25 protein-coding genes are annotated in these 25,458 nt (G+C 38.2%); 21 read left to right on the forward strand and 4 right to left on the reverse strand.

Annotated elements, in window-relative coordinates; all coding sequences use genetic code 11:
* The first annotated feature begins 249 nt into the window (after positions 1-249).
* Entirely contained in the window at positions 250-1,488 is a 1,239-nt protein-coding gene (locus tag IPH66_00540) for an imidazolonepropionase (GenBank protein MBK7127839.1), read from the forward strand.
* Positions 1,489-1,538: 50 nt separating this feature from the next.
* Positions 1,539-2,447: a TIGR01777 family protein gene (locus tag IPH66_00545; GenBank protein ID MBK7127840.1), complete on the forward strand. Its 909-nt coding sequence runs from the start codon at positions 1,539-1,541 to the stop codon at positions 2,445-2,447.
* A gap of 62 nt (positions 2,448-2,509) precedes the next feature.
* Here the strand turns inward: IPH66_00545 and rpmA are convergent, their stop codons facing one another.
* From rpmA to IPH66_00560, 3 genes are all read right to left on the reverse strand, one after another.
* Positions 2,510-2,779 carry a 50S ribosomal protein L27 gene (gene rpmA / locus IPH66_00550; GenBank protein ID MBK7127841.1) on the reverse strand — a complete coding sequence of 90 codons (270 nt, stop codon included), beginning with the start codon at positions 2,777-2,779 and terminating at the stop codon, positions 2,510-2,512.
* Between the two features lie 12 nt (positions 2,780-2,791).
* Positions 2,792-3,106 (reverse strand): 50S ribosomal protein L21, encoded by a 315-nt coding sequence (gene rplU, locus IPH66_00555; protein ID MBK7127842.1) that lies wholly within the window; start codon positions 3,104-3,106, stop codon positions 2,792-2,794.
* A gap of 69 nt (positions 3,107-3,175) precedes the next feature.
* Positions 3,176-4,078: a DMT family transporter gene (locus tag IPH66_00560; protein ID MBK7127843.1), complete on the reverse strand. Its 903-nt coding sequence runs from the start codon at positions 4,076-4,078 to the stop codon at positions 3,176-3,178.
* A gap of 137 nt (positions 4,079-4,215) precedes the next feature.
* Here IPH66_00560 and IPH66_00565 point away from each other — a divergent pair, with 137 nt between their 5' ends.
* The 12 genes from IPH66_00565 (at position 4,216) to IPH66_00620 (ending at position 19,617) form a co-directional block, all read left to right on the forward strand.
* Positions 4,216-5,091 (forward strand): RimK family alpha-L-glutamate ligase, encoded by an 876-nt coding sequence (locus tag IPH66_00565; protein MBK7127844.1) that lies wholly within the window; start codon positions 4,216-4,218, stop codon positions 5,089-5,091.
* Complete coding sequence (locus IPH66_00570) at positions 5,088-6,023, forward strand: succinylglutamate desuccinylase/aspartoacylase family protein (GenBank protein MBK7127845.1); 936 nt, start codon at positions 5,088-5,090, stop codon at positions 6,021-6,023. The genes IPH66_00565 and IPH66_00570 overlap by 4 nt, the downstream gene beginning before the upstream one ends.
* Positions 6,024-6,056: 33 nt before the next feature.
* Positions 6,057-7,052 (forward strand): NAD-dependent epimerase/dehydratase family protein, encoded by a 996-nt coding sequence (locus IPH66_00575; GenBank protein MBK7127846.1) that lies wholly within the window; start codon positions 6,057-6,059, stop codon positions 7,050-7,052.
* Between the two features lie 349 nt (positions 7,053-7,401).
* Complete coding sequence (gene gldA / locus IPH66_00580) at positions 7,402-8,304, forward strand: gliding motility-associated ABC transporter ATP-binding subunit GldA (GenBank protein ID MBK7127847.1); 903 nt, start codon at positions 7,402-7,404, stop codon at positions 8,302-8,304.
* A 264-nt stretch (positions 8,305-8,568) separates the two neighbouring features.
* On the forward strand, positions 8,569-9,351 hold the full coding sequence (locus IPH66_00585) for a PASTA domain-containing protein (protein ID MBK7127848.1): 783 nt from the start codon (positions 8,569-8,571) through the stop codon (positions 9,349-9,351).
* 15 nt (positions 9,352-9,366) lie between these two features.
* On the forward strand, positions 9,367-11,625 hold the full coding sequence (locus tag IPH66_00590) for a T9SS type A sorting domain-containing protein (GenBank protein MBK7127849.1): 2,259 nt from the start codon (positions 9,367-9,369) through the stop codon (positions 11,623-11,625).
* On the forward strand, positions 11,625-12,686 hold the full coding sequence (locus IPH66_00595) for an RluA family pseudouridine synthase (GenBank protein MBK7127850.1): 1,062 nt from the start codon (positions 11,625-11,627) through the stop codon (positions 12,684-12,686). The genes IPH66_00590 and IPH66_00595 overlap by 1 nt, the downstream gene beginning before the upstream one ends.
* Before the next feature lie 95 nt (positions 12,687-12,781).
* Entirely contained in the window at positions 12,782-14,902 is a 2,121-nt protein-coding gene (locus tag IPH66_00600; GenBank protein ID MBK7127851.1) for an OmpA family protein, read from the forward strand.
* A gap of 69 nt (positions 14,903-14,971) precedes the next feature.
* Positions 14,972-16,141, forward strand: a complete 1,170-nt coding sequence (locus IPH66_00605; protein ID MBK7127852.1) for a phosphoribosylformylglycinamidine cyclo-ligase — start codon at positions 14,972-14,974, stop codon at positions 16,139-16,141.
* A 10-nt stretch (positions 16,142-16,151) separates the two neighbouring features.
* On the forward strand, positions 16,152-17,234 hold the full coding sequence (gene prfA, locus IPH66_00610; GenBank protein MBK7127853.1) for a peptide chain release factor 1: 1,083 nt from the start codon (positions 16,152-16,154) through the stop codon (positions 17,232-17,234).
* Between the two features lie 86 nt (positions 17,235-17,320).
* Positions 17,321-18,127 (forward strand): orotidine-5'-phosphate decarboxylase, encoded by an 807-nt coding sequence (pyrF, locus tag IPH66_00615; protein MBK7127854.1) that lies wholly within the window; start codon positions 17,321-17,323, stop codon positions 18,125-18,127.
* Positions 18,128-18,498: 371 nt separating this feature from the next.
* Entirely contained in the window at positions 18,499-19,617 is a 1,119-nt protein-coding gene (locus tag IPH66_00620) for an ATP-binding protein (GenBank protein ID MBK7127855.1), read from the forward strand.
* A gap of 51 nt (positions 19,618-19,668) precedes the next feature.
* Here IPH66_00620 and IPH66_00625 read toward each other — a convergent pair whose 3' ends face one another.
* The gene (locus IPH66_00625; GenBank protein MBK7127856.1) at positions 19,669-20,433 is read right to left on the reverse strand and encodes a DUF1295 domain-containing protein; all 765 of its coding nucleotides are present in this window, start codon (positions 20,431-20,433) and stop codon (positions 19,669-19,671) included.
* 277 nt (positions 20,434-20,710) lie between these two features.
* On the opposite strand from IPH66_00625, the gene IPH66_00630 reads away from it, so the two are divergent.
* From IPH66_00630 to IPH66_00660, 7 genes are all read left to right on the forward strand, one after another.
* A complete protein-coding gene (locus IPH66_00630; protein MBK7127857.1) occupies positions 20,711-21,304 on the forward strand; it encodes a TetR family transcriptional regulator in 594 nt (197 codons plus the stop codon).
* A 65-nt stretch (positions 21,305-21,369) separates the two neighbouring features.
* Positions 21,370-21,723: a hypothetical protein gene (locus IPH66_00635; GenBank protein ID MBK7127858.1), complete on the forward strand. Its 354-nt coding sequence runs from the start codon at positions 21,370-21,372 to the stop codon at positions 21,721-21,723.
* Positions 21,724-21,725: 2 nt separating this feature from the next.
* Positions 21,726-22,202, forward strand: a complete 477-nt coding sequence (locus IPH66_00640; protein MBK7127859.1) for a hypothetical protein — start codon at positions 21,726-21,728, stop codon at positions 22,200-22,202.
* A gap of 5 nt (positions 22,203-22,207) precedes the next feature.
* Entirely contained in the window at positions 22,208-22,597 is a 390-nt protein-coding gene (locus tag IPH66_00645; GenBank protein MBK7127860.1) for a DUF302 domain-containing protein, read from the forward strand.
* A 5-nt stretch (positions 22,598-22,602) separates the two neighbouring features.
* Positions 22,603-23,034, forward strand: coding sequence for an OsmC family protein (locus IPH66_00650; GenBank protein MBK7127861.1), 432 nt, complete (start codon positions 22,603-22,605; stop codon positions 23,032-23,034).
* 29 nt (positions 23,035-23,063) lie between these two features.
* Positions 23,064-24,383, forward strand: a complete 1,320-nt coding sequence (locus IPH66_00655) for a TolC family protein (GenBank protein MBK7127862.1) — start codon at positions 23,064-23,066, stop codon at positions 24,381-24,383.
* Between the two features lie 3 nt (positions 24,384-24,386).
* A complete protein-coding gene (locus tag IPH66_00660; protein MBK7127863.1) occupies positions 24,387-25,457 on the forward strand; it encodes an efflux RND transporter periplasmic adaptor subunit in 1,071 nt (356 codons plus the stop codon).
* Position 25,458 lies beyond the last annotated feature (1 nt).

A 25,458-nucleotide genomic window follows, 5' to 3' on the forward strand; every position in this document is an offset into this window, starting at 1 on the left:
TTTCATTTGCAACCCTCATGCGTACCATCAATATTCTATTGTATAATTTTAAGAAATTTTTCAGCACGATTTTTTTTGCCAAAAGCCAAATCATTTTTATAAAATCTCAAATAATCATCGCTTAAAACTCATTTAATTGATTAATTTTAATTAGGCGGTTGGGGTTGAATGGGGTTTTTGAACGGACTACCGTTATGAGCACCTTCCAAAAAACGCATCAAATAACCAAAACCGAAAAAATATAAACGCATGAAAAATATCCTAATAAAAAATATAAAAGGTCTTGCCGGTATTCTTGAAGGAAATACTTCGGCACTAAGAGGTGATGCACTGGGTCAACTGAATGTTTTGGAAAATGCCTATCTGGCCGTTGATAATGGTCTCATTGCTGATTATGGAAAAATGGAAGATCTTGCCGGTTTAGCAAATTGGAATAATATTGAAGTGATTGATGCCGACGGAAAATTTGTTCTTCCCGCTTTTTGTGATTCGCATACGCATCTCGTTTTTGCTGCTACACGTGAAAGTGAATTTGTTGACCGCATCAACGGGTTAACCTATGAAGAAATTGGAAAAAAGGGAGGTGGAATTTTGAATTCTGCACGCAAACTTGCTCAGATGTCCGAAGATGAATTAATTCAATCTGCGCTGAAGAGACTTGACTTGATCAAAAGTTTTGGCACCGGTGCAGTAGAGATTAAAAGCGGATATGGATTATCAGTTGAAGCTGAATTGAAAATGTTGCGGGTGATTCGTGAATTGAAAAAAGTTTCTGAGCTCACCATCAAGTCAACTTTCCTTGGTGCGCATGCTTTTCCGCAAGAGTATAAACAGAATCAGCAAGCGTATGTTGATCTGATTGTAAATGAAATGCTGCCACAAATTCAAAAAGAAAATCTTGCGGATTATATAGATGTATTTTGTGAGCGAAATTATTTCACGCCTGAACAACTTGATCAAATTCTTACTGAAGGCGGTAAAGCGGGTCTTCGCCCAAAAATTCACGTGAATCAATTTTCTGTATTGGGAGGTGTAGAAATTGGCGTGAAACATGGAGCTGTTTCGGTTGATCATTTAGAAGAGTTAGATGAGCATGATATCATAGCTTTGGACGCTTCAAACACTATTGCAACGGCTCTTCCGGGTTGTTCATTCTTTTTGGGTATTCCATATTCTCCGGTGAGAAAAATGCTCAACAATAATTTAGCTATTGCGCTGGCAAGTGATTTTAATCCGGGCTCAACTCCAAGTGGGAACATGCAGTTCATTCATTCTTTAGCTTGCATTCAAATGAAATTGACTCCGGCTGAGGCATTCAACGCAACTACCATTAATGGTGCGTATGCGATGGATATTGCCGATCAATTGGGTTCAATTACCTTGGGTAAAAAAGCAAATATCATCATCACCAAAGAAATTCCATCGCTTGATTATCTTCCATATGCTTATGGTGAAAATAAAGTGGAGCGAACAATTTTATTTCGCTGATGTTACTAGTTGACACCACCTCATGGTGTGATTAGAAATGTATTCGCATTATGCATTCATCAGAAACTGTCTTAATATCTGGCGCAAGTGGGTTGATTGGAAGATTTCTTTCCAGATCACTAAAGGATAAAGGATATCAAGTTATTCAATTGGTAAGAAATAAATCTGCGCAATCAAGTTTTGACCAAATCACCTATCACGAATTGAATGGTGACGAAAAGAAAAATCTACTGCGCGTTGATCATATCATTCATCTGGCAGGTGCAAGTATTGGAGAAGGTAGATGGACAAAAAAGCGGAAAAGAGAACTGCGTGACAGCAGAATTGAAACTGCAAAATTCTTATTTGAAAAATTTTCAGACCAAGATTTGAAAACATGGATTACTGCATCTGGGGTCGCATGGTATGGCAATGAAACATCTGAAAAAGTATTCAAAGAAGATGATGCTGCTGGAGATGATTTTTTAGCCGGGTTGACGGTTGAGTGGGAAAAAGCGGCAAATGTATTTTCAACAAAAAATGTGCGCGTTGCAGCGGTTCGAACCGGAGTGGTATTGGCCCCACAAGCTGAGGTATTAAAAAAAATGCTGACACCGTTTAAATGGAATTTTGGTGCAGTGCTTGGTAAAGGCACACAATTTTTTCCATGGATTCATATAGAAGATTTGTGCAATGTGTACTTAACCTTACTTGAAAATAAATCGCTTTCCGGTTCTTTTAACGCCGTGGCTCCACAATTTATTTCCAATGCTCAACTTACTAAAGACATTGCCTTGGTATTAAAAAAGAAAGTATGGTTGCCTGCTGTTCCCGGATGGATACTGAAATTAATTTTGGGTGAGATGAGTTCACTTGTATTAACAGGCAATAAAATTTCATCGGATAAAATACAAAAAACGGGTTATGTTTTCAAACACACAGATTTCAAAGCGGCTTTGAGAACTTGTGTTGGAGATTGATAAAAAAAATCCCCCGTTCTGAAAACGGAGGATTTCCTGAATTTTGTATTAATTAATCAGGCTTAGTTTTTCTCTTCAGTAAAAGGAAGAACAGAAACAAATGAACGGTTATTTCTTTTCTTTCTGAATTCTACAATACCATCAATCAAAGCGAAAAGGGTATGGTCTTTACCAATCCCTACATTATCACCTGGGTGATGTTGTGTTCCACGTTGGCGAACAATGATGTTGCCAGCTATAGCGGCCTGGCCGCCGAATATTTTTACTCCGAGTCTCTTTGATTCAGACTCACGTCCGTTGGCTGAACTACCGACCCCTTTCTTATGTGCCATGGCTTAAAATTTTTATGATGCTTGAATATCTGTAATCTTAATTTCAGTGAACGATTGTCTGTGTCCGTTCAATTTTTCATGTCCTTTTCTGCGTTTTTTGTGATAAACAAGGACTCTGTCTCCTTTAACGTGTCTTAACACTGAAGCAGAGACTTTTGCTCCATTGATAGCCGGGGCGCCAACATTTACTTTTCCGTCGTTATCAGTTAAAAGCACGGTAGAGAAATCAACTTTATCTCCTTCTTTTGCATCTAACCGATGTACGAAAATCTGCTGGTCTTTTGCAACTTTAAATTGCTGGCCCGCTATTTCTACAATTGCGTACATACCAAATTTGTTTTTTAATTAGGGACGGCAAAGATAATAAGATTTTCTTACAAAATCACAGCGCGCCAATTATTTGGCAAATTTTCGGGGACCGTTATTTAACAGCCATACTCCGGAGATTATCAGTAAAATCCATAGAATATTGACGAATTTGAAGTCATCTCCATCAAGTAAACCAAATAAAATAGCCACAACCGGCATCAGATAAGTAACCCCTGATGCAAAGATGGGATTTGAAATAGAAACCATTTTATTAAACAGAAACACCGCTATTGCAGTGCCTACAACAGATAGAATAGAAAGGAAACCAAATGCTTTGATGCCGTCAGGATGTGATATTACTGGGCTAAACGCGTCAAACCAGAAAGCTGCAATAAGAGCCGGCCAAAGAATAATGAAAAACGCCAGCGAGGTTATTGTCATGGGTGCCAAATGCTGTAATTTGAATTTAATGGTGGTCAAACTTGTAGCATACATCAAGGTTGCAAGTAGTATCAGCAAAGCATATCCAACTTGGCTGAATTCAAAACGGATTTGCGCATGCAAAATCAGGTAAAGCCCTGTAGCGCCTAAAATTAAACCTGCATATTGATATTTGGTTGGATTGGATTTGTAGAAAATGATTCCTATTAGCACAACAAAAAATGAGGTACCCATATTCAACATACCTGCCAGTGAACTGTCAATGACGGTTTCTGCAACGGTAAACAAAGTTGCGGGTAAAAGATTTCCGCAAACCCCTACAACAGCTAAATAAATAAAATCTTTACGGGTAAGAAATGAAAAGTTTTTAATAGCAAAAGGAAGCATGAGTGTGCCCGCCAGCACAATACGCAAAGCCCCAACCTGATATGGATCAAGCACCATCTCATCAGAAACCGGGTACATGCTGCGTTTCATGAGAATAAAAGAAGATCCCCAAACAAGGGCAAGAAGGATCAATATGAGCCAGGCCCTGTTGTCAGTTTTCATAGCTTGGCACAAAGATAGTCAACCTTGATTCGATCTCTGTAAAATAATTATTAGCAATAACCTTCTGAAAACCTATGTATCGTTCTGGTATTCCACTCAAGTCTTTTTTTCTACATTTATGACCAAGTAACCTCATCATGCTCATTTACATTTTATCCCGCGGGCCAAAACTGTACAGTACGTTACGTATTTATAAGGCCGCTGTTGCAAAAGGACACACCGTTCGCATCATTGATCACATGGAGTGTGATCTGCTCATTGAAAAAGGACAATGCAAAATTGTTTACAATGAAGAAATTCTCCCCAAACCTGATTTTATTATTCCTCGCATTGGCAGCTCTGTTACCTTTTACGGTTCAACTGTGGTAAGGCATTTTGAACAAATGGGTGTACAAACGCTGAATGATTCTATTGCCATTCTCAATTCAAGAGATAAGTTTAGAAGTTTACAATTTTTGGCTGCAAATGATATTCAGATTCCAACTACCTATTTCTCTAACGATTTGTTTTATGCAAAAAAAATAGTGCAAAGCAAATTGGGTTATCCTTTCATCATCAAAGTACTTGAGGGTACTCAAGGTTTAGGTGTTTATAAAGTGAAAGACGAAGCTGCCGCAACAGAAACACTCAGTCATTTCATGGAGAAAAAAAGTAAAATTATTTTGCAAGAATATATTGAAGAATTCAGTGGAAAAGATTTGCGCGTTTTTGTAGTTGGAAGCAAAATAGTTGCCACCATGATGCGCATTGCAGGTGGAGACGATTTCAGATCTAATCTGCATCGCGGCGGACGCGGTGAAAAAGTGGAGCTTACTCCCGGTGAAAAAGAAATGGCAATTAAATCAGTAAAAGCTCTCAATCTTCAGGTTGCAGGCGTTGATATTCTGCGCAGTAAAAAAGGACCAATGGTGATTGAAGTGAATTCATCTCCGGGTCTTGAAGGAATTGAGCGTGTATCTGAAATAAAAATTGCAGAAGAAATCATTGATCTTTTAGAGCGTTTAAAAAAATGATAATTAATAACTACGAAGTATTACCCGGAAAAAATGCAACCCTTCGAATTCCTGTTGCCAGCCTGCCTTCAGGTAATACCGTAAATTTATTTGCCCATGTTTATCGCAGTAAAAAACCAGGTCCCACCATGTTGGTTATCGGCGGTATTCATGGTGATGAAATCAATGGAATTGAAATAGTAAGGCGCGCAGTAAAAAATGGCATGTTTAAAAAATTGCGCAAAGGTTCTGTCATTGCTATTCCACTTTTGAATATTTACGGATTCATTAATTTCTCCCGTGGTTTTCCAGATGGTAAAGATGTGAACCGAAGTTTTCCGGGAAGCAAAAAAGGTTCGCTGGCTTCTCGTATTGCTTACACCTTGACCCATGATATTTTACCTTTGTGTGATTTCGGTTTGGATTTTCATACTGGCGGTGCAAGCGTGTATAATTTTCCGCAAGCAAGGGCGTATCGTGATGATGAAGAAAGCATGAAACTTGCGCATGAATTTAACATGCCGCTCATTGTAAAAACCGGTCTCATTACCAATTCATTCAGAAAAGCTGCCCACGCCAAAGGCATTCCCATTGTTGTTTTTGAGGGTGGTGAATCTCTACGCATGGATGAATTTTCAATCAATGAAGGTTTGCGCGGAATTGTATGCGTATTGGCGCACCGTGGAATGATAAAATCTGAACCGCCTCCTATAGAAACTACCGTTTTTGAAACTACTACCTGGCTGCGTGCACACAGGTCTGGAGTATTTATCCACTATAAAGTTTCTGGTGAAACGGTGAAAAAAGGGGAGGTGTTAGGAATAATTACTGATCCATACGGCGGACCTGAAACTAAGGTACGGGCGCGTAAAAAAGGAATTATTTTCGGACATAATAATAAACCGGTAGTGAATCAAGGTGATGCATTGTTTCATATCGGCTATGCCAAATAAGTTAGTTTACTTGATTTTAATACACATAAAAATATGCGCGTTGGAGTAACAGGTGCAAGTGGTCATTTGGGAAATGTGGTTTGCAGAAAATTACTTGAGAAAGGATATACCGTGCGGGTACTTCACCGCAATGATTGCAGACCGTTTGATGACTTGAATGTTGAAAAATTTCCAGGTGATGTGTTAGATGTAAATGCCGTAGACGCCTTTGTGAAAGATTGTGATTACATTATTCATTCCGCTGCTATTATTAGTATTCACGGTGATCCAACCGGTATTGTGCATAAAACAAATACTGAAGGACCGAAAAATATTGCAGAGGCTTGCGTTAAGCATAAAGTCAAACGCCTTATTCACGTAAGTAGTACGCATGCTGTGATGGAATTACCTTTTGAAACTCCGTTTGATGAAACCAGACCCTATAAACAAAAAGGATCTTTTGCATACGACTTTTCTAAATCAACGGGAGAACAATTAATACTAGAGTATTTCAAGTCAGGTAAGTTGAGTGGTTTTGTTGTTAGACCAAGTTCTGTAATCGGGCCATTTGATTTTCGTCCATCTGAAATAGGCAAAGCGTTACTGGATTTTTACCATCAGAAGATTCCTGTTCTACCTCCGGGTGGGTATAATTTTATTGACGTTAGAGATATTTCTGAAACCATTGCATCATCTATAGACATAGGCAGAGATGGAGAAATTTATCTACTCTCAGGCGAATATTATTCCATGAAAAATTTTGCTAAAGTGGTACAAGAAGCGAGTGGAAAAAAAACGCCGCGTAGGGTGATGCCTTTTTGGTTTCTCAAAATGTTATTGCCTTTTGTGAAATGGTATGGAAAAATCAAGAAAGCAAATCCTGTTTTCACTATTGAAGCAATTACTGCACTGAAACTTGGACATCCGAACATGCGGAATGATAAAGCAAAACGGGAATTGAATCATACGTGCCGGCCGTTGGTTGAGACGATTAGGGATTTTTATTTGTCCTCTCTCCTCATTCCTCTCTCCGAGGGAGAGAGGAAGTAGCGAGACTAGGAGGATTGCGGAGACGGTTTAGTTATTTTATTCATCAGTGTTGCACACTGATGTTTTGTTGTCTTTAGTTGATAAGCGTTGCATGCTGATGTTTTGTTTGGTTTTCTTTCAGCGTTGGCACGCTGTGGGTTGATGACACTTCATTTCAGCGTTCGTTTGCTGGTTTTTGTTGCATGTTTCTTTCAGATTTGGCTGCTGAAGTTTTGGTGAACGATATCTTCATTGATCTCTGACCACTATAATATTCAACATTTTTCTCTTAACTAAATTACTGAGCAGTGTATCCTTTTGCCTAAAAAACGTTTACCTTCGTAACAAGCACTGAGTTTAGTTTTTTTCCATGTCTATAGAAGTAAAAAATGTTTTCAAGTATTATGGCAAACAAGCCGCATTGAATGATGTATCATTTAAAATAAACAGTGGTGAAATTATTGGTTTTCTTGGTCCAAATGGAGCGGGTAAATCAACGATGATGAAAATTATCACCTGCTTTATTCCTAAAACTTCAGGTGAAGTGAAAGTGTGTGGTATTGATGTGGATGAAGACAGTATTGAAGTGCGTAGACATGTTGGTTATTTGCCAGAGCACAATCCATTGTATCTTGATATGTACGTGAAAGAATATCTTGATTTCACTGCGGGTATCTACAAACTAAAAAACAAATCTCAACGCGTAAAAGACATGATAGCGTTGGTTGGTTTAGAGAAAGAACAAAACAAAAAAATTGGTGCTCTTTCAAAAGGATACAGGCAGCGGGTTGGTCTGGCGCAAGCCATCATTCATGACCCGGACGTGCTTATTTTAGATGAACCTACAAGCGGACTTGATCCAAATCAATTGGTAGATATAAGACAAGTGATTACCCATATTGGTAAAACAAAAACGGTGATGCTTTCAACTCATATCATGCAAGAGGTAGAGGCAATTTGTGATAGGGTAATTATTATCAAAGACGGAAAAATTGTTGCTGATGACACCACAGGACACATCCAGCATAAGGATGAAAAAAACCTGACCATTTTTGTAGAGTTTGAACAGGCAACAACTAAATCACAATTGAAACAAATTGATCAAGTGCGCAACATCAAACATCTTGAAAATAACCAGTGGCTTTTTGAGGCAAACAGTGATGTTCGTGCTGATATTGCCCGGTTTGCACAAAAGAACAATCTCCTCATACTCACCATGCGCATTGAAGAAAAAAGTATGGAAGATGTTTTCAAAGAATTGACAAGAGGATAAAAAAAAGGAGCTCTGGTTAAGACTCCTTTTCTGATTATTTTTTATTTCCCTTTTGGTACATGTTTATCTGTGAATTTTGCTGAACTATTATTCCAGTTGTCAAGGTGTTTATTATGGGGCAACTAATTGTAACAGGATTTTCATCCAAATTCCTAGTTTAATGCTGCGGATAATAAATACTCAGAAAGCATACTTGCAAACCATTTCCTCAATAGCACATATTGTGTATCTTTGGCGACGATTGCTTTTTTACAATAATAAAACATGAAGGCATTTTTCAAATTTTTCATCAGCAAAAGATACCTCAAACATATCTTGTTTATTATCGGGGTATGGATTCTTGTAGTTCTGCTGGAATCATGGTACTTGAAATGGACAACTGATTTTGGTGAACAAGTGAAAGTACCTTCGTTTTATAAAGTGCACGTAGATGATTTGGATGCATTAATAGCGGGCACTGATATCAGCTATGAAATAAAAGATTCAGTCTACATGGATGAATGGCCAAAAGGAACCATTTGCTGGCAATATCCGCGCCCAACCGATTCAACGGGCATGTATGTAAAATCTGGCCGCACCGTACAGCTTTCGGTTGTTCCTAATTCACCCAAAATGTTAACCATGCCTAAAGTGGTTGATATGTCTAAGCGCATGGCTGAAACTACATTGGGATCTATGGGTTTCAGAACTACCATCACCTATAAGCCTGCCCCCGAAGGAAAAGATTTTGTGTTGGCGCAGTTGTTTGATGGTAAACCAATCAAGGAAGGGACAAGAATTCCAAAGGGTAGTCGTATTGAATTGGTCGTTGCAAAAGGTAACACCGGTGAAACAACTCCGCTACCTAATTTAGTTGGCCTCACAATAATTGAAGCGCAGGAACGTTTAAAGACCCTGACGCTGATTCTTGCACCCATGTGTGAATCCTGCGCAACAGAAGCTGATTATTCTCGCGCCATCATTTCTAACCAAAGTCCTGCCGGCGGTGAAGGTATCAGTGTTGCAGCCGGTAGTACCATCACGGTATGGGCAACCATTGGCGGATAATTTTGTATTGAAGTCATGAAAGCTACGCTCTCTTTATTGTCTGTTTTTGTTTCAACCGTGTTGCTGGCGCAGCCCGAAACGGAAATAATGACACCCTTACTCGGCAATCCGCATATTGTAAAAAAAACGAATCAACAAAAAGCGAGTACAGCCATTGACAGCACTTTTATCTATGCAATTGACACGCTTGATTTACCTGTTTGGGATGATTTTTCTATCAATAAATTTGTACCCTACAACGCAAATTATTCTGATGGAAATGTGACCTCTCAATGGTATTACCGTCTGATGGATAATACCAATACAATTCCGCAAAACCCGTCCTTAATTTTTTGTGATTCATCTCACGCGCGCATTGATACTGTCTCAGTTGTGGTGGGAATTCCGACTGTAACGTCGGATTATTTTATTCCAAATCAGGTTTGGGTAAATAATTTAGATGTTTACCCAGTTAGCGGTCAGTTGAGAACACTGTATCAAGAATGTTACGTGCTCATTGATTCCATCATTGACGGGGTGCCTGACCCTGACCAGGATACTATTTTCTACACGGCATCACCTGATTTTGTGCAAGATTCTGCAAATGTATTTTTTGTAGATTATACTGATCCAAACACTATTTGGGTTGATGACTATGCCTACCATAATTATCGTTATGCCGTTACGCCATGGTCATTAGGTGTTGCAACATTAGATGGGGTTGATGAAAATGGCTGGCCTTATGATTGGGGCAATACCAGCGCACATGAAGAAGCTGATGTGTTGACTTCACGTCCCATAAATCTAGCCGGAAAAACGAATGTGTATCTCACATTTATTTATCAAGCTGAGGGCTGGGGTGATGCGCCTGAAGCAATTGACTCTTTGTTGCTTGATTGGTGGTTGCCTGATTCTAATGCGTGGTTTCCAAGCCAATGGTATGCTGTTGGAGGTGGAACTACAGATATTTGGGATACCGCACATTGGGCAATTCCTTCAGCAGCATTGGACGATGGATTCCGTTTCAGATTCAGAAATTACGCCTCAACTTCAGGTATGTTAGATCATTGGCATATTGATTATGTAAATTTAAAAGACAATGATTTGATTACGGTATCTAATTTTTCAGATCTTGCAGTATCAGAACCAATCAATTCCATCCTTGATACCTATACCGCTGTTCCATGGGATCATTTTAAAAATGCAAACGCAGCTGACAAAATGCTAGGCACGTTGAAATTGCGCGTGTACAATAGTGACCTCACGCCAACAAATTTTGCAAATGGAGGTATGGAAGTTGCCTACATGGGTGTGCTGCAAGGTGGCAGCCCTTATGTGTTGGCAAATCCGGCTATCACCAGTGAGTGGACAGGAAACTGGGAACTTGGCTTGAATAAATATCCATATCCACTGGCAAGTAATTATACCATTAATCAGAGTGTAACCACTGATCCGCAAGCTGAGTTTCATGTAAAAATTAATATTGATGCTGCCGTAAGTGGTTCAAATGTGTATGATGTGAATGATACCACTTATCACGTACAAGATTTTAGAAACTATTATGCTTATGATGATGGTTCAGCTGAAGCGGCTTACGGAATAACAGGTAGTCACTCATTGCTTGCCATAAAGTACACGGCGTATGAAGAAGATTCACTTGCCGGTGTATTGATGTATTGGGTACCTAGTGTAGATAATCACTCAGACAAAATTTTTCTGATCACCATTTGGGATGATAATGGAGGGCAACCGGGCAATATCATTTATCAAGATGACTATTTTAACACCAATAGTCCTGAATATAGCGGAGGCATAAATGCGTTCAGATACTATACTTTTATGGATGGTCAAAAAGTGGCTGTGCCAGAAACTTTTTACATTGGTTGGGAGCAGGTTGAATCAGCAAGTTTGAACATTGGTTTAGATAGAAACATCAGCAATGGAGATAAAATTTTCCGCAATGTTACAGGTACCTGGCAAACATCTTCATTTCAATCATCTGTAATGATCAGACCGGTTTACAGTACCTCCATGAACTATACGTTGAGTGTTGAAGATGAAGCTGAGATATCACAAACAAGTATTTATCCAAATCCTGCGAAAGATGTGGTGTATATAAATACTACGGAAACTGAATACCAAGTTTCAGTGTACGATATGACAGGTCGGTTGGTGTATTCTTCAACCAATGAATCTACCATAGATATCTCAAATTTGAATACCGGAATTTTCATTGTGGATGTAAGGTCAGCAAATGGTGTATCTTTGTACACTGGTAAACTGATCAAAGAATAATGAATCCTGATGATGAGTCTGAAATAGACGACACTTTTACTTCTTCCACTGAGGGAGATGAGCTTTTTGAGCACTTTCGTTTTATAGTGGATCCTGGTCAGGACTCTATTCGCATTGATAAATTCTTGATGGATCGTGTACCCAATGTATCACGCACCAGAATTCAGGATTTAGCCCATGCAGACAATCTTATTGTCAACGGAAAACCGGTTAAACCCAATTACAAAGTCAGGGCAAAAGATGAAATCTCTATCGTGTTGCCTTTTCCGGTGCGTGAGCTGGAATTGATTCCTGAAAATATTCCCATTAATATTGTGTATGAAGATGATGACCTAGTTGTCGTGAATAAACCTTCAGACATGGTGGTGCATCCCGGTTACGGCAATTACACCGGTACTTTGTTGAATGGATTGCTTTATCATTTTGAAAATTTGCCAAAAAAAGCAGATGATTATTATGGCAGACCGGGCCTAGTGCATCGTATTGATAAAAATACTACAGGCTTGCTGGTGATAGCTAAAACAGAAATTGCGCTGACTCATTTGGCAAAACAATTTTATGATCGCACCTCTGACCGCCGTTATTATGCGTTGGTTTGGGGTGACGTACAAGATGAAACCGGTACCATTGAAGGAAATATAGGACGATCACAAAAAAATCGTAAAGTATTTTGCGTTTATGAAGACGGATCTCACGGAAAACCTGCTGTTACACATTATAAAGTAGTTGAGCGTTTCAGATACGTCACCTTAGTTGAATGTAAATTAGAAACCGGCAGAACACATCAAATCAGAGTGCATTTTCAGCATATTGGTCATCCATTATTTCATGATCCTGAATACGGCGGAGATAAAATTATTAAGGGAACCACGTTTACAAAATACAAACAGTTTATTGATAATGCGTTTAAATTGATTCCGGGTCAAGCATTACATGCTAAAACATTGGGATTTAAGCATCCACGCACGGGTCAATGGATGGATTTTAATTCTGAACTGCCTGAAAACTTTCAAAAACTGCTTGAAAAATGGCGTACATATAGCCAGAATGTGCCTGACTAAACAGTTTCAAATTCTCTGAAAATATGTGAATAATTAAAAATATTTGTTATTTTCGCCTCTTATAAAAAACGCTTATCTAAAACTAAAACTATTTTATGAAGTCAATTAAGTTCTTAGTTACATTAGTTGCTTTGCTGAGTTTAAGTACCGCTGCATTGTCTCAAGCTGAGACAAGGAACTACGCCAAAGAGGCTGAACAATTGTGGCAAGCAGGAGCCTACGCCGAGGCTGCTGACGCATACAAGAAAGCCTCAGAAAAGGTGGATCCTAAGAACGACAAGGCCAGAATGAAAAAAGCATACTTTGCTTATATGTCTGCAACCTGTTATAAGCTTCTTCATGATTTTGCTGCAGCCGAGCAGCAGTATGAAAAAGCAATCTTGCTTAAATATTATGAAGTAGAACCAAAAGTGTACTTCTATCTTGCCGAGATGGAAATGGCACAATGCAAACATGATGAGGCAAAAGAAAATTATCTGAAATATGATAAACTGGCGCCTGGCGATCCTATTACCAAAGTACGCATTGAGTCTTGTGAAAAATATAAAGAGACTACTGAAAAATCTGCCACAAAACACCAGATGTCAAATGTGACCAAATTAAATACGGCTGAATTTGATTATGCGCCTATTATTGGTCCGCGTGGAACTGAGATGTACTTTTCTTCTTCTCGTGCAGGTTCATCAGGTGAAATGATTGATCCAATTACCGGACAAAATTATATGGATATTTGGGTAACTCCAATTGACAAAAAAAATAACTGGGGTCAGCCACAACCGCTACCTGCACCGGTAAATACAACAGACAATGAAGGAACAGCCTGCTTTGACAGCCGTGGTAAAATAATGTACTTCACTCGTTGTCCATCTGCTGAAAAAATGCGTTTGGGTTGTGATATTTACATGGTTGAGAAAAAAGGAGATGACTGGGATGAACCGGTACTCATTAAATTAAAAGATCACGATTCAACTCACGTGGGTCACCCATGTATTACGGCTGATGGAAAATCACTCATCTTTTCTTCAAATATGGCCGGTGGTTATGGTGGATTAGATCTTTGGATCACCACCTATGACAAACGTTCTGAATCATGGTCATTGCCTGTAAACTTAGGCCCTGAAGTAAATACACCGGGCAATGATTGTTTCCCAACCTGGGGACCAAACGGTGAATTATTCTACGCCTCTGACGGAATGGTTGGACTTGGTGGTTTAGATATCTACAAAGCTGCCCGAGTTGGAGAAGAAAACAAATGGGAAAATCCAACAAACCTTGGTTATCCAATGAACTCTTGCCGTGATGACTATCATATCATCTATACTGAGTCAGGAAAAATTGAACGCGGATTTATTTCATCAAACCGCAATGGTTCTAAAGGTGAAAACTCACAAGATATCTGGGATTTTTATTTGCCTCCAATTTTAGTTGATTTGGATATCATCGTTTCTGATCAAGAAAGTGGTGAGCCAATTATTGGTGCTAAAGTAACAATCATTGGTTCTGACGGATCAAACTATGTTATGACTACAGATGCCAACGGTAGAATCTCAATGTCTGTTAAAACTGACGGAACAAGATATATTGAACCAGGTGCTACTTGGACCATTGAAGTTGATGGTGTATTGAAACAATATCTGGGAACAAAAGATGCGTTTACTACTGTGGGGGTTGAAACAAATACCCGTGTTATTCGTGACTTGAAGGTGCTTGGTATTAAAAAACCAATTCGTTTGCCTGAGGTGCGTTATGACTTAGGTAGTGCTGAATTGCAGGTGAATGATTCAGTGAATTCAAAAGACTCATTGAACTACTTGTATAATTTGATGGTTGAATATCCTAACATCATAGTTGAGTTAGGTTCGCACACTGACAGCCGTGGTAATGATAAAGCAAATCAAGATCTTTCACAACGCCGTGCTCAATCTTGTATCAATTATCTGGTAAATGAAAGAGGATTGCCTGCTGAACGTTTTGTGCCAAAAGGATATGGTGAAACTACACCATTCACCTTAGTTGAAGTAAAAGCGCCTGGTGATACAACACGTACCTTGCTTACAGAAAAATACATCAACACCTATAAAACCAATAAACCGATGTTTGAGAAATTGCATCAATACAATCGTCGTACTGAGTGTAAAATTTTAAGTTTTGACTATGTTCCAAAACCCGGAGAAGGAGTAAAACCTGAAGACGGAACCGGAACAGGAGGAAATTAGATAATTGAATGTATATCAGAAAGCATCGGAGCCAAAGGGGTTCCGGTGCTTTTTTTATTTGAAAAAACAATGGCAGATAACCGCTATGATGCGCGGGGCGTTTCAGCTGGAAAAGAAGACGTTCACAATGCGATTAAACATGTTGACAAGGGATTATTCCCTCGTGCGTTTTGTAAAATTGTACCTGACTATTTAACCGGAGATGAAAATTATTGTCTGGTAATGCATGCAGATGGAGCAGGCACAAAATCATCACTGGCATATTTGTACTACAAAGAAACCGGAGACATTTCTGTATGGAAGGGCATTGCGCAAGATGCACTCATCATGAATATTGACGATTTACTTTGTGTTGGTGCTATTGATCATATTCTACTATCATCTACCATTGGGCGGAACAAAAATTTGGTTGATGGGACTGTTATCAGTGCAATTATCAATGGTACTGAAGAGTTGATTTCTGAATTACAAAAACATGGAATTACCATTCATTCAACCGGAGGAGAAACAGCAGACGTTGGTGATTTAGTGAGAACTATTATCGTGGATTCTACTGTTGTTGCTCGCATGAAGCGCAGTGATGTAATTTCAAATCATACCATTTCAGCCGGTGATGTAATAGTTGGGCTTGCATCTGACGGACAAGCAACGTATGAAACAACATACAATGGCGGTATGGGTAGCAATGGATTAACATCTGCACGGCATGATGTTTTTGAAAAATATCTTGCAGCAAAATATCCTGAAAGTTTTGATTCAGCTGTGCCGCAAAATTTAATTTATTCAGGTTCAAAAAAACTGACAGATAAAGTTGAAGGCGTTCCGCTTGATGCAGGTAAATTGGTATTGTCACCCACACGCACGTATGCACCGGTCATTAAAGCAATTTTGAATAAATACCGTGCAAATATTCATGGCATGGTGCATTGTAGCGGAGGTGCACAAACAAAGGTTTTACATTTCATAGAAAATCTGCACGTGATAAAAGATCAACTCTTTGATGTGCCCCCTTTATTTAAACTCATACAATCAGAATCAAAAACAGATTGGAAGGAGATGTATAAAGTATTTAATATGGGACACAGGATGGAAATATATCTGCCTGAAAAATTTGCAGCTGATATTATTTCTATTTCAGAATCTTTTGGAATACCGGCAAAAATTGTTGGACGCTGTGAAGCATATCACGGAAAAAAATTGACGATCAAATCAAATAAAGGAATTTTTGAATACGAATAAGCATTGACGCATGAGCGATTTATTAAAAAAATTAGAAGCAATCAATATACGGTTTGAAGAGGTTGGGGTTAAAATTACTGACCCCTCTATCATCAATGATATGGACCGTTATGTGAAACTAAATAAGGAGTATAAAGATTTGCAAGCCATTGTTGAGGTGTATAAAGAATACAAAAAAGTAGTCGGCAATATTGATTCATCAAAACAAGTGCTGGATTCAGATGAAGATGCAGAATTGAAAGAGATGGCAAAAATGGAGCTGGATGAATTAGTTCCAAGAAAAGAACAATTGGAAGAAGAAATTAAAGTACTGTTGATTCCAAAAGATCCGGAAGATGATAAAAACGTGATACTTGAAATTCGTGCCGGAACAGGTGGAGATGAAGCCAGTATTTTTGCCGGAGATTTGTACCGTATGTACACGCGATATTTTGAAAACAAAGGATGGAAAGTTGAATCCATGAGTGTGACTGACGGAACCGTAGGAGGATATAAAGAAGTAATTGTAAAAGTTTCAGGTGATGAGGTGTATGGCACATTGAAATATGAAGCGGGTGTTCACCGCGTGCAACGTGTACCTGAAACCGAAACACAAGGACGAGTGCATACATCAGCCGCAACAGTTGCTGTGTTGCCTGAGGTGGAAGAAGTGGATGTAAACCTTAACCCGGCTGATATTGATTTTCATACTTCCAGATCAGGTGGTGCCGGTGGACAGAACGTGAACAAAGTGGAAACCAAAGTACAATTAACACATAAACCAACGGGCATAGTGGTGGTTTGTCAAGTGGAAAGATCTCAGCTAAAAAACAGGGAGCTTGCCATGAAAATGCTTTATTCAAAATTGTATGATCTTGAATTGAATAAACGTAACGGTGATATTGCCAGCAAACGAAAAACAATGGTATCAACCGGAGACCGATCTGCAAAAATTAGAACGTACAATTATCCGCAAGGGCGCATCACCGATCATCGGATTGGCATGACGATGTATAACCTTCCGGTATTTATGAATGGTGATATTCAAGAGATGTTGGATGCTTTGAAGATGGCTGAAAATGCAGAAAAAATGAAAGAAGGCGAGACAGTGTAATTAGCCGCAGTTTTTGAAGCACTGCTTGGCATGAATAATAAACTGCATCACTTATTTTTAAAATTTAACGGCAAAAATTAATCAACATGACAAGACAAGAATTGGTCAACCAAATCAGATCTAAAAAATCTTTTCTTTGTGTGGGATTAGATACGGACATGACTAAAATTCCAAAATTTTTGCTGGAGTTTGATGATCCAATGTTTGAATTCAATAAACGAATCATTGATGCTACTCATGATTTTTGTGTTGCGTACAAACCCAATATTGCTTTTTACGAATGCCACGGTAGCAAAGGCTGGGATAGCTTAAAAAAAACCATGGATTATATTCCGAAAAATATTTTCACCATTGCTGATGCCAAACGCGGTGATATTGGAAATACATCAACCTATTACGCTAAAACATTTTTTGAATACCTGAATTTTGATTCTGTAACTGTTGCGCCATACATGGGAGTTGACAGCGTGACCCCTTTTTTGGAGTTTGAGGATAAATGGGTTATTCTGCTTGCACTTACTTCTAACACCGGTGCGCTTGATTTTCAATTTACAGAAGATGCAAACGGAGAAAAATTATTTGAAAAAGTGATTCGCGTTTCGCAGACATGGAAAAATGCCGAACGTTTGATGTATGTGGTAGGTGCAACACGCGGTGAAGACATTTCACAAGTAAGAGCTGCGGCTCCGCATGCATTTTTTCTTGTACCGGGTGTTGGTGCACAAGGTGGTTCGTTAGCTGAAGTTGTAAAATACGGAATGACAAATGAAACTGGACTCCTTGTAAATTCTTCACGCGCTATTTTATATGCTGATCAATCTGAAAATTTTGCTGAAGCGGCCAAAGCAGAAGCAGAAAAAGTTCAGCGAGAGATGGCGGCGATGATAGGGTGAGAGAATTTTTGTTGTAGAAAGGTATAGGGATCTCGCGCAGGATGTGGGCGCCAGTGCGGTAGGTTAGAAGATAGTGCAACATAATTTTTAGTTCCCGGCACGCCTCAGTTGTATAGTTATTTTCAGACTTTAGTATTCATTCTCGCATTTTACGTATTTGGAGATTGCTATTGAATTTCATGTTCCTGTGTCCAAATGGACTCTATCAGATTCATTTGATTGGCGTGCAGACAGCCATTAGTATTAGAAAAACAGACAATCGGACAATTAATTGTCACCTCGTATTATATATCCAAAAGTGAATAAATTCAAAAAAAAGCATAACCAGACGTGAATATAATCAATAAAAGACATATATTTGAAAGAAAAACATGTATCCAAGATATTTGAAAGAGACTATTTTGAAAAGAATAAATTCCGGCAAAGCTATTGTATTAATTGGCCCAAGACAAGTCGGAAAAACAACCTTAATCAAGGAGATTCTTGGCACAGAAAATTATCTGTTTTTGGATGGCGATGACCCAAAAACAAGAACCATTCTCAACCAACCAAATACCCAGGAGATCAAACAATTGTTAGGGAGAAATACATTTATTTTCATTGATGAGGCACAGCGAATTGAAGGAATTGGATTAACAATGAAAATCATTACGGATCAATTTAAAAACGTGCAATTATTTATTAGTGGATCTTCTTCTTTTGATTTAGCAAATAAAATTAACGAGCCTTTGACAGGCAGAAAATGGGAGTATAGATTATTTCCAATATCATGGGAAGAGTATGAGAATCATCATGGATACCTGCACGGAGAAAAGCAATTGGAATCTAGATTGCTTTACGGACTTTACCCGGATGTTTTAAATAACCCGGGAGATGAAGTGAGTATTTTGAGAAACCTTGTAAATAGTTACTTATACCGAGATATTTTAGCACAATCAGAATTAAGAAAACCGGAAATTTTGGACAAACTGTTACAAGCATTGGCCTTGCAGGTTGGAAACGAGGTGAATTATTCTGAACTGGGGCAGTTAGTATCAGTTGATCGGAATACCATTGAGAGATACATAGAAATATTAGAAAAGGGATTCGTGATTTTTAAGCTAAGTAGTTTTAGTAAAAATGTCCGCAATGAAATAAAGAAAAACAAAAAAATATACTTTTATGACAACGGCATAAGAAATATGATAATTGGAAATTTTGATCCACTTAACCTTCGAACTGATAAAGGTGCTTTATGGGAAAATTTTTTGATTTCAGAAAGAGTAAAGCAGAATGAATACAAGGAGAGTTTGGCGAGAAAGTACTTTTGGAGAACCAAACAACAACAGGAAGTTGATTTTGTTGAAGATATCGGGGGGAGAATCTTTGGCTATGAATTTAAATGGTCTGAGACGAAAGTAAAAAAATTACCAAAAACATTCACTGAAACCTATCAATCAGAAAATAAAATAATCACTCGAAAAAATTTCAGAGAATTTGTAATAGGCTGAACATTAAGGGTCTTGCAAACCCTTATGGAGTGCACACTACACTGTGAATAATCAAAACAAAAACGGAAAAACCGCTTTTCTCTCTTTGGGGTAATCTGAAAATTTGCTGTGATACCAGTCGTGATGATTTTTTGCACGAGGCACTAAGTTGGCGAAAGTCCACACCATAAAGGTAAGTGCGGGTAAGTTCCATGCCATGAGGGCAAAGCCACCCCATTCTACTAATTCACCAAACAGGTTGGGTGATGATACGTAGTCAAATAAAAATCCGCGCGGAATTTTATAACCGGTTTCGCCGGGTTTGCGCAGTCCAATTAAAATAGTATCGGATATCCAGTTGATAGAAAGGCCGGCAATAAAAAGAAATGCACCAAAAATGAAAGTTGGTGATGAGATCCAATCTGCTTGATAACTTGCCGGATCAGCCAACTCTGCAAGGAAATATCCGTTCAATCCGGCGTTCATTAGATTAAATAAAACAGCATTCAGCATAATGATCAATGGCATTTTCTTATCTGTTTTGTGAATGCGCAACGGATAAATCAAGGTGCGGTTGGCGTAATGAAAAATCCAAAGGCAAAATAAAATCCACGCATACGAATGCAGCGAATAAGTTCCGAAAACCAAAAAGTAGAACATAATTCCCAGTGAAGGTAATTCCATCAAAAACCAAGCAAGCTTGTTGTCAACCATAGGACCCCATTTAGTGGTAGTATGTCTTCCAAATGGAGCGGTAATAAAAAACATGGTGATGTGAACAGCAATGGCAATGCCCAGCCAGATATAACAAATGAGGTTCAGCGTGTAAAGACTCATGGAGATTTTTTTTGCAATATTAGGTATTTCATCTAAATTCAAATTATCCGTTCTGAATAAACAGGCAACTGAGTTTGGACGATGGCTTTAAAATAGTTGAATTCCAGCATGGGCTCAGGTAGCGACCAGAGCCTATGTGTTTCATTGACACCATTGTGCCTTTTGTTACCAATAATCTGATGTTTTGTTGAGAAATTTGTAAATGAATTGCTGAGCGAACAGAAATGCAGTACCTTTGTAAGTGAATACTCACAAACAAGTTTTAAAAATTTAAACTATGGCTGAGAATAAATTTTCTGACCGACAAATTGAAATCATGCAGGCCGCTACGGTTCGTATTCATAAACACGGTATACAAGAACTGACTACAAAAAATCTAGCTGCCGATCTGCATCTTTCAGAGGCTGCGTTGTATAGGCATTTCAAAAGCAAAAATGACATTCTATTAGGTCTCTTGAATTATTTTATAGCAGACATGGAAGACAGAGTGGAATTAATAGTGGATGATGAGAGACATACCTACGCTCAAAAATTGAAAAATTTATTCGATTCGCAACTGAAGAGTTTTGTGCAAAATCCCGCCATAGTCAGCGTAATTTTTGCAGAAGGGATTTTTCAGAACAATAAGATACTGAGTGCGCGTGTATCGTACATGATGCAAACCATGCAAAAAACGATTGGCGTCTTGGTGAAAGAAGGTCAGAAGAATGGTACGCTACGCAAGTTACCGGGCGAATCTGCAACAACTACCATCATCATGGGAAGTATGAGAATGACCGTATTGAAATGGAAACTATCAGGTCATAAATCCAACTTAGTGAAAGACGGTAAAACGGTGTTGAACGGAATTTTAAAATTGCTTGAAAAATGAAAAATCTAAAGAACTTTATCCGATATTTTTTAATTCTGGTTTTACTGGCATTTGGTGGTTTGTCAATATTCCTAACCTCATCGGTAATTTTTGATTGGTTTGATATCAGGTCACGCGAAGGGAATTATGTTTTGTTTATTGTTTATACTAATTTGATTTGTGGTTTACTTTATCTTGCGGCTGCCTTTGCACTTTGGCGTAATTCGCACTTAGCAACAGTGATTCTCACAATCAGTACTATTCTGCTATTACTGGGATTGGGAGGTTTGTTTTTACATATCAATTCAGGTGGAATTTATGAGCAAAAAACGGTGGGTGCAATGTTCTTCCGTACGGCTATAACTGCACTTTTTCTTCTCATCAGCTATTTTGTTTTAAAAAATAAATCAAGAAAAATCAATAATCAATTATCTAATTAACTATGAAAAAACTATTCATGCATCCCTTATTTTTTGTTGGCGGTCTTTTACTTGTGGGAAGTGCATTTATACTGCCGGATAAGAACTCAACCCCATTTCAGCCAAATGTACAAGCAATTGATACGACTCAAGATATCATGACTATGATTGACACGCGTTGTTTTGTTTGTCATAATCCTGATATGAAAGCAGAAAACAGGCTTGCGCCGCCTATGTTTATGGTGAGAAATCACTATTATAATGATACTATTTCAAGAGAAAACTTTATACAGCAAATGACTGCGTTTGCTATGAAACCTGATCTTGAAAAATCAGTGATGCCGGGTGCTGTGAGAAATTTTGGATTGATGCCTCAATCAAGTTTTGATGAAAATGAAGTCCGCTTAATAGCAGGATATATTTATGATACTGATTTGCAATCTGACGCCTGGTTCAAATCATGGAAAAAATTCAAAAAGGCGCAACTAAAATCAAAATAACTTATATGGAATACTATAATTCAAAACGAATTGCGAAAACTGATTTCGCAACATTGCGCACTCAAGTTGAGGCAGCATTAAAGACTGAAGGTTTCGGTGTACTAACTGAAATTGATATTCAAGCCACCATGAAAAAGAAACTGGATAAAGATTATTTGCCGCATGTTATTTTGGGCGCATGTAATCCTGTCTATGCTGATAAGGTGTTGAGTATTGATCCGCACATCAGTACCTTATTGCCGTGTAACGTCACTATCAGACAACTTGAAAATGGTGAGATGGAAGTGTGTACCATCAATGCTGATGCTGCTATGAGTAGTATTGGAAATGATGCTATCGCAATTCACGCCGCTGAAATTCAAGAAAAATTAATGCGAGTATTAAATCAAATTTAACGAGTATGGAAAAACATATTTATCATCTGAATCTTTCTTGGCAAGAGGGCAGGGTAGGACAAATCAGTTCACCCGAATTGCCTGAAAAAATTACTGTGGCAACTCCACCAGAATTTGAGAAGGGCGTAGCCGGTATTTGGTCACCTGAACATCTATTTACAGCATCAGTGCAAAGTTGTTTCATGACTACTTTTCTAGCGGTTGCAGAATATTCAAAATTAGATTTCAAAGAATTCTCTTGCAGGGCAGAAGGCATACTTGAAAAGGTAGATGGAAAATATCTGATGACTGAAGTAATCTTATATCCACGTTTGGTCATTACTTCTGAAGACAAGAAAGAAAAAGCACAACGCATTCTTGAAAAATCAGAAGCAGCGTGCCTGATTTCTAATTCAATAAAAACAAAAGTATCATTGAAAACTGATGTGGTTGTTTAACAACCGCATCAGTTCAAATTTTTTTAACTATGAAGTTAGTGAACACTCACATACTAATATTGTTTTTCCTGAATTCATTTTCCGGATTTTCACAGCAGGATATTTGGTCATTGGATCGCTGTCTTGATAGTGCACGCGTGAATAATCTTAAACTGCGCATAGCCGAAAATCAACAGACCATAATCAGTGAAAAGCATGACGAGGCAGTATCCGGTTTGTACCCTAAAATTGCTATTGCAGGAGATTATCGTTATTATACAAATCTGCCATATCAACTACTGCCACTTTCTGTTTTTGGCGGACCGGATGGTGTTTACAAAGAAACTCAGTTCGGTGTTCCGCATGTGATAAATGCAAATGTTCAGTTTAACATGAACTTGTATAATCCACAAACTTACGGGGCAATTGATGTCACAAACACCATGGAGGAAATTGCCGCAGTTCAATATCAGCGAACTGAAGAGCAGTTGTTCTTTGAAATTTCCAACCTCTTTTATAATGCGGTAATTATTCAATACCAAATCCGTTTCATAGATTCAAATTTGGTAAACGCCGGACAGCTCTTAAATATTGTGACCTTGCTGCATGAGCAAAAAATGGTAAAGACAACGGATGCCGATAAAATTAAACTGCAAGTTGCACAGCTGGAACTGAATAAACAAAATGCAGCATCTAAGCAAACACAAATTCACAATCAGTTGAAATTTATGATGGGAATTTCTGACCAAATTCAGTTAGTTGCTGATACCACGTTGAATTTGTTTCAACCTGAACCAATAGTGTTGAATGAAACCAATGATTTAAAATTGAACCGACTATCAGGTGAAGTGCTTCAAACGGAATTACAAACTATTCGCAGAACGAGAATTCCTATGGTGTCACTTTACGGAGTGTATGGTACCACTGGTTATGGATATACCGGAGATCCTCAGTCATTTCTTGATTTTTATCCCGTGGGTTATGCCGGTGTGCAATTAGTTTATCCGCTGTTTAACGGTTTTGCCATCAATCAAAAAATTGATCAGAAAGAACTTGAAATTCAAAATAATCAGTATCAGCAGGAATTAATATATAAGCAAACAAGCATGCAAGTTGACAACGCCATTTTGCAGAGAAGCATAGCGTACAATATGGTTCAATCTGCGCAAACTCAAATTCAACTTGGTGAAGAAATTTACAAACAAATAAAATTGCAATTCGAGCAAGAAACAGCAAGCCTTACTGAGGTATTACTGGCTGATCTTGCAGTGCGTGAATCACAGCAAATATGGATTAATGCAATTGTAGATTATTTCAAAGCAGATCTGGAGCTAAAAAAAGTATCCGGCAATTTTAATATTAAAGAATAGATTATGAAAACAAAACAATCAATCATTAAAAAATTGGTTTACGCTTTCATCGGAGTATTGCTGATTGCAATTACCGTGATTCAATTATTGCGCAATAAAGAGGTGTCGCAAGACAAGGTGTATGTCTATGATCGTACAAAGGCTGTTTCGGTTGAAGTGGATACTTTAATGAAAACTTCAATACAAGCTGAGCGTTCCTATTCAGGTACATTTGAGCCCTGGCGAGAAACAAAAATCAATGCTGAGTTACAGGGAAATATTGTACAAATATTTTCTGAAACCGGCGCTTTGGTAAAAAAAGGATCTCCCTTAATTCAGCTTGATAATAGTTTATTAAAACTACAGTTGGAGTCATCTGAAATTCAAATCAGCGGATTAGAAAATGATATGGCGCGCTACACTATTTTGACACAAGGTGATGCAATACAAGGAGTACAATTGGAGAAAACAGAATTGGCATTGAAAACAGCAAGAGTGCAAAAAGAAATACTTGAAACTCAAATTGCCAAAACAACCATTCGTGCGCCATTTGATGGAATTGTTACTGCAAAACTTACTGAAGTAGGATCATTCGCAGCACCTGGTGTTCCTCTGATTCAACTCACCGATTTGAATAAAGTGCGCTTCACCATTGTAATTCCTGAATCTGATTTAGCAAATTTTATTTTGAATGAAACATATCAAATTCATGCAGAAGTTTTTCCTGAAAGAACATTTGAAGGTAAAGTGATTCTGATTGGCAGTAAAGCAAATCCGGGAAACAGTTATCCGGTTCAATTTGAAATATCGAACACTAAAAATCTTGATATCAAGGCCGGAATGACAGGTGACGTGAGTATGAGTAATGATATGAACGGTGAAGGCTTTCTTATTCCAAATGAAGCGTTGATTGGCAATTCTAATGACTATTCTGTTTATATTATTAAAAATGGAAAAGCCGTTTTAACCAAAGTGGTTACTAATGGCAGAGTGAAGAATAATACCATTGTTACCGGTGGAGTTTCAGAAGGTGATATTGTGGTGACACGGGGTATTATTAATCTATTTGATGGTGCAGCAGTTGAAATAAATTAGG

This window comes from Crocinitomicaceae bacterium (assembly GCA_016708105.1).
Taxonomy (GTDB): domain Bacteria; phylum Bacteroidota; class Bacteroidia; order Flavobacteriales_D; family Crocinitomicaceae; genus JADJGJ01.